Origin of the sequence: Streptomyces sp. NPDC091279, from assembly GCF_044757465.1 — a bacterium.
In the GTDB taxonomy this organism is placed as follows: Bacteria; Actinomycetota; Actinomycetes; order Streptomycetales; family Streptomycetaceae; genus Streptomyces.
On record NZ_JBIVVA010000011.1, the window covers coordinates 248,711 to 260,736 of the forward strand.

At 71.1% G+C, this 12,026-nt stretch carries 12 protein-coding genes; 11 read left to right on the forward strand and 1 reads right to left on the reverse strand.

Annotated features, from left to right (window positions below):
* Positions 1-20: 20 nt before the first annotated feature.
* The 5 genes from ACIQOU_RS27485 to ACIQOU_RS27505 all read left to right on the forward strand — a co-directional run bounded on the left by ACIQOU_RS27485 (position 21) and on the right by ACIQOU_RS27505 (position 5,102).
* Positions 21-773 (forward strand): PIG-L deacetylase family protein, encoded by a 753-nt coding sequence (locus ACIQOU_RS27485; protein ID WP_401540250.1) that lies wholly within the window; start codon positions 21-23, stop codon positions 771-773.
* Positions 770-1,474, forward strand: coding sequence for a 4-carboxy-4-hydroxy-2-oxoadipate aldolase/oxaloacetate decarboxylase (locus tag ACIQOU_RS27490; protein ID WP_401540253.1), 705 nt, complete (start codon positions 770-772; stop codon positions 1,472-1,474). The genes ACIQOU_RS27485 and ACIQOU_RS27490 overlap by 4 nt, the downstream gene beginning before the upstream one ends.
* Positions 1,471-2,607, forward strand: coding sequence for a 4-oxalomesaconate tautomerase (locus ACIQOU_RS27495; RefSeq protein WP_401540255.1), 1,137 nt, complete (start codon positions 1,471-1,473; stop codon positions 2,605-2,607). The genes ACIQOU_RS27490 and ACIQOU_RS27495 overlap by 4 nt, the downstream gene beginning before the upstream one ends.
* Positions 2,588-3,538 (forward strand): VOC family protein, encoded by a 951-nt coding sequence (locus ACIQOU_RS27500; protein WP_401540258.1) that lies wholly within the window; start codon positions 2,588-2,590, stop codon positions 3,536-3,538. The genes ACIQOU_RS27495 and ACIQOU_RS27500 overlap by 20 nt, the downstream gene beginning before the upstream one ends.
* 235 nt (positions 3,539-3,773) lie before the next feature.
* Complete coding sequence (locus tag ACIQOU_RS27505; RefSeq protein WP_401540261.1) at positions 3,774-5,102, forward strand: MFS transporter; 1,329 nt, start codon at positions 3,774-3,776, stop codon at positions 5,100-5,102.
* 111 nt (positions 5,103-5,213) lie between these two features.
* Here the strand turns inward: ACIQOU_RS27505 and ACIQOU_RS27510 are convergent, their stop codons facing one another.
* Positions 5,214-5,624, reverse strand: coding sequence for a cupin domain-containing protein (locus tag ACIQOU_RS27510; protein WP_401540264.1), 411 nt, complete (start codon positions 5,622-5,624; stop codon positions 5,214-5,216).
* A gap of 202 nt (positions 5,625-5,826) precedes the next feature.
* Here ACIQOU_RS27510 and ACIQOU_RS27515 point away from each other — a divergent pair, with 202 nt between their 5' ends.
* The 6 genes from ACIQOU_RS27515 (at position 5,827) to ACIQOU_RS27540 (ending at position 12,009) form a co-directional block, all read left to right on the forward strand.
* Positions 5,827-6,417 carry a carboxymuconolactone decarboxylase family protein gene (locus ACIQOU_RS27515; protein ID WP_401540267.1) on the forward strand — a complete coding sequence of 197 codons (591 nt, stop codon included), beginning with the start codon at positions 5,827-5,829 and terminating at the stop codon, positions 6,415-6,417.
* 38 nt (positions 6,418-6,455) lie between these two features.
* Positions 6,456-7,976, forward strand: coding sequence for a sugar ABC transporter ATP-binding protein (locus tag ACIQOU_RS27520; RefSeq protein ID WP_401540269.1), 1,521 nt, complete (start codon positions 6,456-6,458; stop codon positions 7,974-7,976).
* Positions 7,973-8,983, forward strand: a complete 1,011-nt coding sequence (locus ACIQOU_RS27525; protein ID WP_401540272.1) for an ABC transporter permease — start codon at positions 7,973-7,975, stop codon at positions 8,981-8,983. The genes ACIQOU_RS27520 and ACIQOU_RS27525 overlap by 4 nt, the downstream gene beginning before the upstream one ends.
* Positions 8,984-9,042: 59 nt before the next feature.
* Positions 9,043-10,029 carry a sugar ABC transporter substrate-binding protein gene (locus ACIQOU_RS27530; protein ID WP_401540274.1) on the forward strand — a complete coding sequence of 329 codons (987 nt, stop codon included), beginning with the start codon at positions 9,043-9,045 and terminating at the stop codon, positions 10,027-10,029.
* A 39-nt stretch (positions 10,030-10,068) separates the two neighbouring features.
* Positions 10,069-10,980: a LysR family transcriptional regulator gene (locus ACIQOU_RS27535; RefSeq protein ID WP_401540277.1), complete on the forward strand. Its 912-nt coding sequence runs from the start codon at positions 10,069-10,071 to the stop codon at positions 10,978-10,980.
* Positions 10,981-11,088: 108 nt separating this feature from the next.
* On the forward strand, positions 11,089-12,009 hold the full coding sequence (locus ACIQOU_RS27540; RefSeq protein ID WP_401540280.1) for a VOC family protein: 921 nt from the start codon (positions 11,089-11,091) through the stop codon (positions 12,007-12,009).
* Positions 12,010-12,026 lie beyond the last annotated feature (17 nt).

A 12,026-nucleotide genomic window follows, 5' to 3' on the forward strand; every position in this document is an offset into this window, starting at 1 on the left:
TGTCACAAGGAGATGTGAGCATGACGCTTGGCAACGCGCCCGCCGCGCCACCCCGGTCCACCCTCGTGGTCACCGCGCACGCCGGTGACTTCGTGTGGCGGGCCGGTGGGGCCATCGCCCTGGCCGCCGCCCGGGGCGAGCAGGTCACCATCGCCTGCCTGACCTTCGGCGAGCGCGGCGAGTCCGCCAAGGCGTGGCGCGAGGGCCGCGAGCTGGCCGAGATCAAGGCGATCCGCAAGGACGAGGCCGAACGCGCCGCCGCCACCCTCGGCGCCGAGGTCCGTTTCTTCGACGCGGGTGACTACCCCCTCGTCGCCAGCGCGGAGTTGACTGACCGGCTCGTCGCCGTCTACCGCGAGACCCAGCCGGACGTGGTGCTCACCCACCCCACCGAGGACCCCTACAACGGCGACCACCCGGCCGCCAACCGGATGGCGCTGGAGGCCCGCATCCTGGCGCAGGCCATCGGTTACCCGGGGGAGGGCGACATCATCGGCGCCCCGCCGGTCTTCTACTTCGAGCCCCACCAGCCGGAGATGAGCGGCTTCCGCCCCGAGGTGCTGCTCGACATCACCGAGGTGTGGGAGACCAAGCGCGCCGCGATGGAGTGCCTCGGCGCCCAACAGCACCTGTGGGCCTACTACACCGACCTCGCCGTGCGCCGGGGTGTCCAGCTCAAGCGCAACGCCGGGCCGAACCTCGGGCTCGCGCACACCACGATGGCCGAGGCCTTCATGCGGCCGTTCCCGCAGATCGCGAAGGAGTTGGCATGAGCGGCGTCATCGTCACCGATCCGCCCAGGGCGGCAGCGAAGGACGTCGAGGCGCTGGCCGCGTTCGGGGTGGCCACCGTCAGCGAGGCGATGGGCCGCACCGGACTGCTCGGCCCCGAGATCCGCCCCGTCCAGCAGGGTGTACGGGTCGCCGGCACCGCCGTCACCGTGCTCAGCTGGCCCGGCGACAACCTCATGATCCACGCGGCCGTCGAGCAGTGCGGCGAGGGTGACATCCTGGTCGTCACCACCACCTCGCCCTGCACCGACGGCATGTTCGGCGAGCTGTTCGCGACCGCGCTCCAGCAGCGCGGGGTGCGCGGGATCGTCACCAACGCCGGTATCCGGGACACCCAGGAGCTGCGCGAGATGGGCTTCGCCGGCTGGGCGCGGGCGATCAGCGCGCAGGGCACGGTCAAGGCGACCGGCGGCTCGGTCAACGTGCCCATCGCCGTGGACGGCCAGGTGATCCGCCCGGGCGACGTGATCCTCGCCGACGACGACGGCGTGGTCGTCGTCCCCCGTGAACGCGCCCGGGAGGCGGCCGAGAGGTCGGCGGCCCGCGAGGCCAAGGAGGCGGCCACCCGCGAGGCGTTCCTCGGCGGCCAACTCGGCCTGGACCGCTACGGGTTGCGCGAGACCCTGGAGCGTCTCGGCGTCACCTACCAGAGCTACGAGGCGTGGGACGGGGAACGGTCGTGACCGGGCCCGTGGAGGTGCGCTGCACGCTGATGCGCGGCGGCACCTCCAAGGGCGCCTACTTCCTCGCCGGGGACCTGCCCGCCGAACCCGCCGCCCGCGACGACCTGTTGCTGCGGATCATGGGCAGCCCCGACCCGCGCCAGATCGACGGCCTCGGCGGGGCGCACCCCCTCACCAGCAAGGTCGCCGTCGTCTCGGCCTCGGACGATCCCGCATACGACGTCGACTACCTGTTCCTGCAAGTCGTGGTGGACCGGCCCGAGGTGACCGACCGGCAGAACTGCGGGAACATCCTCGCCGGGGTCGGCCCGTTCGCCGTCGAACGGGGTCTTGTGGCACCCGGCGACCGGGAGACGTCGGTGCGCATCCGGATGCTCAACACGGGGGAGTCGGCCGTCGCCACCTTCCCCACGCCCGGCGGCCGCGTCGACCACACGGGCACCGCCGAGATCGCGGGCGTACCGGGGACGGCCGCCGCCGTGGTGATCGAGTTCCCGCCGGGCACGACCCCGCTGCTGCCCACCGGCAACGTCCGTGACACCGTCACCGGCATCCCGGTGACCCTGGTCGACAACGGCATGCCGACGGTGCTGATCCCGGCCGCCGCGCTCGGCGTCACCGGCTACGAGTCGCCCGCGGAACTGGAGGCGGACCCGGCACTCGCCGACCGGCTGCGTGAACTGCGGCTGGCGGCGGGCCCGTTGATGGGGCTCGGGGACGTCACCTCGGCCACCGTGCCCAAGCTCAGCCTGCTCGCCCCGGCCCGCGACGGCGGCGCGGTCGCCACCCGCACCTTCATCCCGGTGCGCTGTCACACCTCCATCGGCGTCCTGGGCGCCGCGAGCGTGGCGGCGGGCCTGCGGCTGCCGGGCGGCGTGGCGGAGGGGATCGCCCGCCTCCCCGCGCAGGGCGACCGCGTCCGCGTCGAGCATCCCACCGGGTTCCTGGACATCGACGTGGACATCGACGCGGGCGGCCCAGGGGACCCGGGGGGTACGCCAACGGCCCGCCGTACGGCCGTCGTTCGCACCGCACGCAAGATCTTCGACGGCACGGTCTTCCCCCGTCCGGCCGCCGCACCCACCCCACCCGCACACCCCCTTGGAGGCAACGATGGCTCCGCCGCTCGGTGACATCGCTCATGTCGGCCACGCCCAGCTCTTCACCCCCGACCTGGATGCCAGCGTCGCCTTCTTCACCGACTATCTCGGTCTGACCGTCAACGGACAGCAGGGCGACAGCGTCTATCTGCGCACCTTCGACGACTACGAGCACCACAGCCTCGTCCTCACCGCCCGCGACCAACCGGGCCTGGGCAGGCTGGCGTTGCGCACCTCAAGTGAGGAGGCGCTGCACCGGCGGATCGCGGCCGTTAAGGCGGCCGGCGGCACCGGCACGTGGGTCGAGGACGAACCCGGCCTCGGCCGCCTCTACCTCACCACCGACCCGGACGGCCACGAGCACGCCCTCTACTGGGAGAGCGAACACTACGTCGCGCCAACGGAGTTGAGGCCCGCGCTGAAGAACCAGCCGCAGGCCAAGCCGAATCGGGGCGTCGGCGTGCGCCGCCTCGACCACATCAACTTCCTCGCCGCCGACGTCCTCGCCAACGCGGAGTTCCAGGAACAGGTCCTCGGCGCCCGGCCCACCGAGCAGATCCAGCTCGACTCCGGTGCGATCGGGGCGCGTTGGCTGACGTTCACGGACAAGTCCTACGACGTCGTCTACACATCGGACTGGACCGGTTCGACCGGACGGCTGCACCACATCGCCTTCGCCACCGACACCCGTGAGGACATCCTGCGCGCCGCCGACCTGGCGATCGACACGGGCGTGTTCATCGAGACGGGCCCGCACAAGCACGCCATCCAGCAGACGTTCTTCCTGTACGTCTACGAGCCCGGCGGCAACCGGATCGAGCTGTGCAACCCGCTCACCCGGCTGGTCCTCGCGCCCGACTGGCCGCTGGTCACCTGGACCGAGGCGGAGCGCGCCAAGGGGCAGGCGTGGGGGCTGAAGACCATCGCGTCGTTCCACACCCACGGGACACCGCCGGTCGGCTAGCACGGTCACCGGGCCGGTCGCGAGGCCGGCCACGGGGGACGGCCGTGGGGGGACGGTCGGGGGGCCGGTGATGGGAGGCCGATGAGATTGTTGACAAAAGTGTTGACACTCTCCGGGTGGCTCCTTAGCTTCTAGTGCAACTTCTGGTGCACACCGGGTCGGCAGCCTGAGCCGCGCGGACCCGCCTCATCGAATCCCCTCCAGGGAACGTCGCCTGGACGAGAGGAAAACAACGATGTCCTCCTCCCCCTCCCTGTCCGCCCGGGGCGGCAGACTGGCCCTCGTGGTCGTCGGTCTGTGCTGGCTGGCCGTGCTCTTCGACGGCCTCGACATGTTCATCTACGGCTCCGTGCTGCCGCACCTGCTGGAGACCAAGACCTTCGGCCTCACCGCCGACCAGGCCGGCGACCTCGGCAGCTACGCCACCTTCGGCATGCTGGTCGGCGCCCTCACCGCCGGCACCGTCGCCGACCGGATCGGCCGCAAGAAGCTGATGGTCGGCTGCGTCACGCTCTTCTCGCTGGCCTCCGCGATCTGCGCCCTGTCCGGCAGCGTCGCCGTCTTCGGCCTCGGCCGCACCCTCGCCGGCATCGGCCTCGGCGGACTGCTGCCCACCGCGATCAGCATGGTCAGCGACTACGCCCCGCGCGGCCGGGGCGCCCTGATCATCGGCGCGCTGATGACCGCCCACCACGCGGGCGGCATCCTCTCCGCCTACGTCGCCAAGTGGCTGGTGGAACCGGTCGGTTGGCGGGCCGCCTTCTGGGTCTGCGTGCTCCCGCTGCTGTTCGCGCCGGTCCTCGCCAAGGCGCTGCCCGAGTCGCTCAGCTTCCTGGTCGCGCAGGGCCGCACCGAGGAGGCCCGCACCCTCGCCGCCCGCTACGACGCCGAACTCCCCGCCACCAAGACCGGCGGGCAGGGCGCCGCCGACCGTTGGAACGCGCTGCTCAACCTGTTCCGCGCGGGGGAGTGGAGCCAGACGGTGCTGTACTGGCTGGCCTCCTTCGGCGGCCTGCTCCTCGTCTACGGCGTCGCCACCTGGCTGCCCACCCTGATGCGCGAACAGGGCTACGCGCTCGGCTCCGCCCTCAGCTTCGTGGTCGTCTTCAACCTCGGTGGCATCGTCGGCATGCTCGTCGCGGGCCGCGCCGCCGACCGCTTCGGCGCCCCGCGTATCTCCGCGGTCTGGTTCGCGCTCACCGCCGCCGGCGTCTATCTGCTCAGCGTCCACCTGTCGACGGGCGTGACCATGCTCGTCGTCTTCCTCACCGGCGTCTTCCTCAACAGCGCCCAGACGATGATCTACGCGACCGTCTCGCTCCGCTCCACGCCGGACAACCGCGCCACCGCCGTCGGCTGGACCTCCGGCATGGGCCGCTTCGGCGCCGTCTTCGGCCCCTGGCTCGGCGGCCAGCTGCTCGCCTCCGGCAACGGCGACTTCGGCTTCACCGCGTTCGCCCTCGCCGGTCTCTCCTCCATGGTCTTCATCGGCGTCGCCGCCCTGCGCTCCCCCCGCCGCACCCCGTCGAGCAACGGCGACCAGGAACTGGCCACCGCCCACTGACCGCCCACTGACCGCCCACCGACCGACGACGGGGCCGCCGACCGGGCGGCATGACGGGACGCCGGCCACCGCGCGCACGCGGTCGCCGGCGTCCCGTCGTCGGCCGCCGGGTCAGTCCCTGCCCATCTGGTCCGCGGCCGACAGATGCTCCACCGTCACACCGGTCTCCGTGAACGTGCGGGTGACATGCCCCGAGGAGTAGACCCACAGGATGCGCAGCGGCGTGTCCCCGACATTGCGGAACAGATGCGGCACCGGTGACGGGATGTAGGTGGTGTCGAAGCGTTCAAGACGCGTCACCTCACCGTCCACCCACACCTCCGCCTCGCCGTCCAGGACCGTCACATGCTCGTCGCAGTTGTGCGAGTGGAGCGGGGCGCCGGAGCCGACCGGATAGACGCTCATCCCACTGGTGATCCGGTTCTCCCCACCGGCCGACGGCGTGGTGATCAGCGGCGTCGTGACGACCGAGCCGCCCCGGTTCAGCAGCGGCACCGACGCGACCTTGATGATCGTGGTCATCCCGAACTCCCTTTCCCCATCACGGTGTTGCGTCGACCGACGGTAGGTCGCGGGCCCGCGAAACGCTGCCCTCCAGCGCGCAGCTTTACCTTGCGCTCCGGGAGGGGCTGCGCGGCGCACCCCCGGCGGTACCGTCGGCTGGCGTCGCACGGCTTTCCCGTTCCGTGTCCGCAAGGCGCCAAAGAAAGGCAGGTACGGCCAGATGAGGCTCCCCGTTCTCGACGAAGAGGAAATGGACGCGCGGCAGAAGGAGTTGGCCGCCCGCATCGCCGGTCGGCGCGGCGCGGTCCGCGGCCCGTTCCGGGTCTGGCTGCACAGCCCCGAGATGTGTGAACGCGCCGAATCCCTGGGCGCGTTCGCCCGCTTCGACTGCGATCTCCCCGAACACCTGCGGGAGTTGACGCTGCTGATGGCGGCCCGCAACTGGGACGCGCAGTACTCCTGGAACGCCCATGTGCGCAAGGCCGTCGAGGCCGGTATCCCCGAGACGGCCGTCCAGGCCATCGCCGAACGGCGCGAGGCGACCTTCGACTGCGCGGCGGACCAGGCGTTCTACCAGTTCTGCCGGGAGGTCCTGGAGGAACACTTCGTCTGCGACCCGACCTTCACCGCCGCCCTCGGCCACTTCGGCCCCAAGGGCCTGGTCGACGCCATCGGCGCGCTCGGCAACTTCACCATGCTCGGCATGTGCCTCAACACCTTCCAGGTCGACCTCCAGCCCGACAAGGAGCCCCCGTTCCCCGACGTGCGCGGCTACGCACGCGTCACCCCGGACGGCGACGACCGGCCGTGACCTCCCTGACCGGCCCGGACAGGCAGCGAGGCACCACCGTGACCCCCACCGCACCGCACGCCGAGGACCGGCCGCCCGCCGTGCTCCGGGTCCGTGGCGTCACCAAGAGCTTCGGCGGGGCCGCCGCCCTCGACCACGTCGACCTCGACCTGTACCCCGGCGAGATCCACGCCCTGATGGGCATGAACGGCGCCGGCAAGTCGACGCTGGTGCAGATCCTCTCCGGCGTCCACCAGGCCGACAGCGGCACCGTGGAGGTCGGCGGCCAGGTACAGCACGGACTCACCGTCCGAGGCGCCCGCCGCCTCGGTATCGCCGCCGTACCGCAGCGCCGCGAACTGGTGTGGGGGCTGACCGTCGCTGAGAACGTCCTGCTGGGCGACCTGCCCACCCGGGGCCCCGCCGTCCGCCGGAAGGCGGTCAGGGACGAGGCGCGTGCGGCGCTCACCGCGCTCGGCATCGACATCGACGTACGGCGCACGGCCGGCTCGCTCAGCGTCGCCGAACAGACGATGGTCGAGGTGGCCCGCGAGGTCCGGCGCGGGGGCCGCGTCCTGATCCTCGACGAGCCGACCGCCTGCCTGAGCGCCGAGGCCGCCGACCAGATCCGCGCCCTGGTGCGCACCCTGCGGGACGAGGGCGTCGCCGTCGTCTACATCTCGCACCACCTCGACGAGGTCATGGCCGTCGCCGACCGCCTCACCGTCCTGCGCGACGGACGGGTCGTGCGCACCGCCCTCGCCCGGGAGGTCGACCACGCCTCGCTGGTACGCGCCATGGTCGGCCGGGACGTGGTCTCCGCCCGCCCCGAACGCCCTGCGCCCCGCGCCGAGTTGGGCCTCGCCGTGCACGGACTCAGCCACGGCCGGGCGATCCGGGACTTCACCGTCGAGGTGCGCAAGGGGGAGATCGTCGCCGTCCTCGGCCCCGCCGGGGACGCCCAGTCCCGGCTGTTCGACCTGCTCAGCGGACGCCGGCGGCCCGACGCGGGCCGACTCCACGTCGAGGGGCGGCCGGTGCCGCTCGGCCGGGTCGGCGCCGCACTCACCGGCGGGCTGCGCTGCGTCACCGGCGACCGCCGTGCCCTCGGTCTGGTCCCGGGCCTGACCCTCGACGAGAACCTGATGCTCGCCGCCGACCGTTTCGCCGGCCGCCGACTGCACCGGCGCGGTGAACTCGCCCGCCGGGCAGCCCCGTTGAGGCGCGACTACGGTGTCAGGACGCTGGCCAGGAACCCGCCGGTGAGCGCGTTGTCCGGCGGCAACCAGCAGAAGGTGCTGCTCGGCAAGTGGCTGGAGACCTCCCCGGCCGCCTGCTTCCTTGAGGACCCCACCAACGGCGTGGACATCGCGGCCATGGCCGACATCCACACCCTCCTCGACGACCTCGCCGCCCGGGGCGTGGCCGTCCTGCTCGCCTCCTCCTCCGCCGAGGAGGTCATGCGGCTGGCCGACCGGGTCGTCGTGGTGCGGGCCGGGCGCACGGTCGCCGTCCACGACATCACCGCCATCACCCGCGACGAACTCGTCGCCACGGCCCTCGGAGGCGAACCGCAGTGAGCGTCAAGACCCGACCCGAAGCCCCCGGCGCCACCGACCGGCAGGCCGGTCCCCGCGGGCCGCTCGACGTGCTGCGCGGTCTCCCGCACGCGGGTCTGCTCGCCGTGCTCGCGCTGGTCGTCGTCCTCACGGCCGTGCAGAGCGACACCTTCGCCACCGACCGCAACCTCGTCAACATCCTCAGCCAGGTCAGCGTCAACGCCGTGCTGGCCGCCGGGCTGACCCTGCTGATGACCGCGGGCGGCATGGACTTCTCCATGGGCGGCAACGTCGCCGTCACCGCCGCCGTCGCCGCGAAACTCCTCGCCGACGGCCACGCCACACCCGGCGCGGTGGCCGTCGCGCTGCTGCTCGGCACCGGCATCGGGCTGGTCAACGGGCTGATCGTGACGTTCACCCGGGTGGCGCCGTTCGTCGTCACCCTCGCCTCGGCCACCCTCCTGGACGGCGTCGCGCTGCTCGTGCAGGACGGCAACACGATCTCCATCGGCACCCGGATGTTCGCGCTCGGCAACGACAAGGTCCTCGGCATCCCGTATCTGCTGATCGTGGCCGTCCTGGTGCTGCTCGCCACCGGCCTCGTCCTGCGGTTCACCGTGTTCGGCCGGGACGCCTTCGCGATCGGCGGCAACGAACACGTGGCGCGCCTCACCGGCATCAACGTCACCGCCCGCAAACTCACGCTGTACGGGCTGACCGGCACCCTCTCGGGCCTGGCCGGGCTGATGCTGCTGTCCCGGCTCGGCTCCTCCAGCCCCGGCGGCACCGGCGGGCTCTCGCTCCAACTCGCCGTGGTGGCGGCCGTGGTGATCGGCGGCACCTCGCTGGCGGGCGGCCACGGCACCGTCGTCGGCACCGCGCTGGGCCTGGTGCTGCTCGGCGTGGTCGCCAACGCCCTCAACCTCCTGGACTTCTCCAGCAATTACCAGCCGGTGTCGGTCGGCGCGGTGCTGCTCGTCGCGGCGATCGCCAACGAGGCGCACAAGGCCCGCGCGGCCCGCCCCTGAACCTCGCCCGCCCCAACTCCTTTGCTCCGCCCGAGACTTGCCCGCGTGAAAGGTGCATCATGAAACGGTCCGTCCGGTCCCGCAGCGTGCTGATCGCCACCGCCGTCACCACCAGCCTGGTGCTGAGCGGTTGCGGCAACGACAGTGGCGGCGCGGGCAGTTCGGGAGAGGTCACGCTCGGGTTCGTCAACGGCGGTGACACCAGCTTCCACACCTGCCTCCTCAAGGCCGTCGAGCAGACCGCCACGGCCGAGGACGCGAAGGTCTACACGGCCAATTCGCATCAGAACGCGGGCACCGAGCTGTCCAACATCGAGGACATGATCTCGCGCGGCGTCAGCGCCCTGATCGTGCAGACGGTCAACGTCGACTCCCTCAAGGGCGACATCGCGAAGGCGAAGGCATCCGGCATCCCGATCTATCTGACGTCGGTGTCCACCAGCGACGTCGACGACATCCTCGGGGCGGCCGTGGTCGACCTGAAGAAGGTCGGCGCCCTGGACGCCGGGTGGGTCGCGAAGGACGCCGGCGGCAAGGACGTGAAGGTCGGCATCGTCGCCGGAGCCCCGGGCGCCGCCTCCGACCTCCTCGTCGGCGGCTTCCAGGCGGCGCTTCCGGCCAACGCGAAAGTCGTCGCGAACCAGCCAGGCATGTTCAACCCGGCGAAGGCGCAGGACATCGCCGAGAACATGATCGAGGCCCAGCCGGATCTGGCCTACGCGTTCGTCGCCAACGAGGAGATGGCGTTCTCCGTCCGCAAGGCCTTCGACGCGGCCGGAAAGAAGAACGTCAAGATCGTCACCGTGAACGGCACGGACGAGGGCGTCGCGGCCGTTAAATCGGGCGAATTCTCCGCGACCGTCGCCAATTCGGCGAAAACGATCGGGGATACCGCCGTCAAGAACACCGTCGGACTTCTTGCCGAGAAGGCCGGAAAGGCGGCGTCTGTGAAGGGCAACGAAAAGGTTGACAAGATCGCTGACATTCCACTTGTCTTGGTGACCAAGGAAAACCTGAGCGACGCCCCCCAGTACTGCCCGAAATAAGCCTCCCGACGCCGCGCGGGCGGGCCCCGGAGGAAAACCATGGATCGTCTGCTCCTCATGCACAGCTATGTCACCGTCGCGCAGGTCGGCAGCTTCAGCGGCGCGGCCAAGAAGCTGGGCTCGTCCGGCTCCCTGGTGTCCCGGCACGTGGCGGAGTTGGAACGGCAGGTCGGCGTCCGCCTCGTCAACCGCACCGCCCGCTCGGTGAGCCTCACCGAACCCGGGCAGCGGTACGCGGAGTTCGCCGCCCGCATTCTCGACGAGATCGAGGCCGAGGACACCAAAATCGCCCACCTCCACGACCGCGCCGAAGGCACCCTCAGCGTCATCTGTCCCAAATGGATAGGCAGCCTCGATCTCGGTGACGCGATCGCCGCATTCTCCGCCGAACACCCGAAGATCCAGGTCAGGTTCGAACTCGGCGGAATGTCGGATCGCACCTATGATTTCCTGGACGGCGGATTCGACGTCGCCTTCCACACCCGGGATCTGCGCGATTCGAGCGTCCGTCTGAAAAAGATCGCCTCACTGCCGTTCGTGCTGTGCGCGGCCGCGGACTACATCGCGCGGGAGGGCGGCCTCGGCCACCCGAACGACATCTCCGCCCACGACTGCCTCGTGCACGTCAACGACCCGGTCTGGCGGATCGGCCACGGGCACGCCAGCACCCTGCACAAGATCCGGAACATCGCGTTCTCGTCCAACTCCTACCTCGCGCTCCAGAAGGCCGCCGTGCACGGCCGGGGCATCGCCCTGCTGCCCCAGCGCCCCGCCTACGACGACCTCCTCTCCGGCGCCCTCCAGGTACTGCTGCCCGAACTCGCCGTTCCCGACCGGCCGTTGTACGCGATCTACGGGCCAGGACAGGACACCCCGCGCAAGATCAGCGTCTTCCTTGACTTCCTCGCCGGGTGGTTCACCCAGAACCCCATTCCCGCGATCCGGCCGTGACCGGGGCCGTCGCGCAACAAACGGTTGCGCATTGAGCGCCGCTCGGGCCATTGAGGCCGCCGCGCGCGGAAACCTACGCTCGCGAGGCGAGACGGAAACGAGGAATCCATGGGAATCCAGAGAATCGAATCGGTCACCTACAGCATCGACGACCTCGACGCCTGCGTCCGGTTCCACGACGACTTCGGACTGACCCCGGTCCAACACACCGACGAGCACGCCGTGTTCGAGACCCGCACCGGACAGACCGTCCACCTCGACACCGCCCCGGCCCCCACGCTGCCGCCGCCCGTCGAGAACGGCCCCACCCTGCGCGAGGTCGTCTGGGGCGTCGACACCCCCGCCGAACTGGCCCGCCTGGTGACCGCGGTGGCCGCCGTCCGTACGGTCCGCGAGAGCGCCGACGGCGTCCACCACACCGTCGACGAGACCGGCTTCGGCGTCGGCCTCGCCCTGGCCCGCCCCAAGCCCGCGCCCGTCACCCCCAGAATCGCCAACACCCTCGGAAACGTGGGGCGTTGGAACACCGCCCTGGAGCCGCTCACCCGGGCCCACCCGCTGCGGATGTGCCACGTAGCCCTCAACATCCCGAAAGCGGGACGCGAGGCGGCCGTCGCCTTCTACACCGACCTGCTCGGCTTCCGCGCGACCGACGTGGTCGAACCGATGGGCGTCTTCCTCAAGGCCCCCGGCGACGACGACCAGCACACCATGCTGCTCTGCCACCGCCCCGACCGGGCCGGCGTCAACCACATCGCCTACGAGGTGCCCGGCTTCGACGACGTCGTCGAGGGCGGCAACTTCATGATCGAACGCGGCTGGCGGGAGGCCCGCAGACTCGGCCGGCACACCATCGGCTCCAACGTCTTCCGCTTCCTGCACGCCCCGTGCGGCGGCCGGGTCGAGTACGCGGCCGACATGGACCGCGTCGACGACCGCTACGCGACACGCGTCCACCCCACCACCCCGCCGCACCACATCTGGGCCCTGCGCACGAACCGCGACCCGCAGGACACCCCGGCCTCCTGAACCACCCCCAGCCTGAG

Excerpts from the sequence above, each read along its gene's own strand:
- ACIQOU_RS27485 (WP_401540250.1), top strand. The coding sequence starts at position 21 with ATGACGCTTGGCAACGCGCCCGCCGCGCCACCCCGGTCCACCCTCGTG.
- ACIQOU_RS27490 (WP_401540253.1), top strand. The coding sequence starts at position 770 with ATGAGCGGCGTCATCGTCACCGATCCGCCCAGGGCGGCAGCGAAGGAC.
- ACIQOU_RS27500 (WP_401540258.1), top strand. The coding sequence starts at position 2,588 with ATGGCTCCGCCGCTCGGTGACATCGCTCATGTCGGCCACGCCCAGCTC.
- ACIQOU_RS27505 (WP_401540261.1), top strand. The coding sequence starts at position 3,774 with ATGTCCTCCTCCCCCTCCCTGTCCGCCCGGGGCGGCAGACTGGCCCTC.
- ACIQOU_RS27510 (WP_401540264.1), bottom strand. The coding sequence starts at position 5,624 with ATGACCACGATCATCAAGGTCGCGTCGGTGCCGCTGCTGAACCGGGGC.
- ACIQOU_RS27515 (WP_401540267.1), top strand. The coding sequence starts at position 5,827 with ATGAGGCTCCCCGTTCTCGACGAAGAGGAAATGGACGCGCGGCAGAAG.
- ACIQOU_RS27530 (WP_401540274.1), top strand. The coding sequence starts at position 9,043 with ATGAAACGGTCCGTCCGGTCCCGCAGCGTGCTGATCGCCACCGCCGTC.
- ACIQOU_RS27535 (WP_401540277.1), top strand. The coding sequence starts at position 10,069 with ATGGATCGTCTGCTCCTCATGCACAGCTATGTCACCGTCGCGCAGGTC.
- ACIQOU_RS27540 (WP_401540280.1), top strand. The coding sequence starts at position 11,089 with ATGGGAATCCAGAGAATCGAATCGGTCACCTACAGCATCGACGACCTC.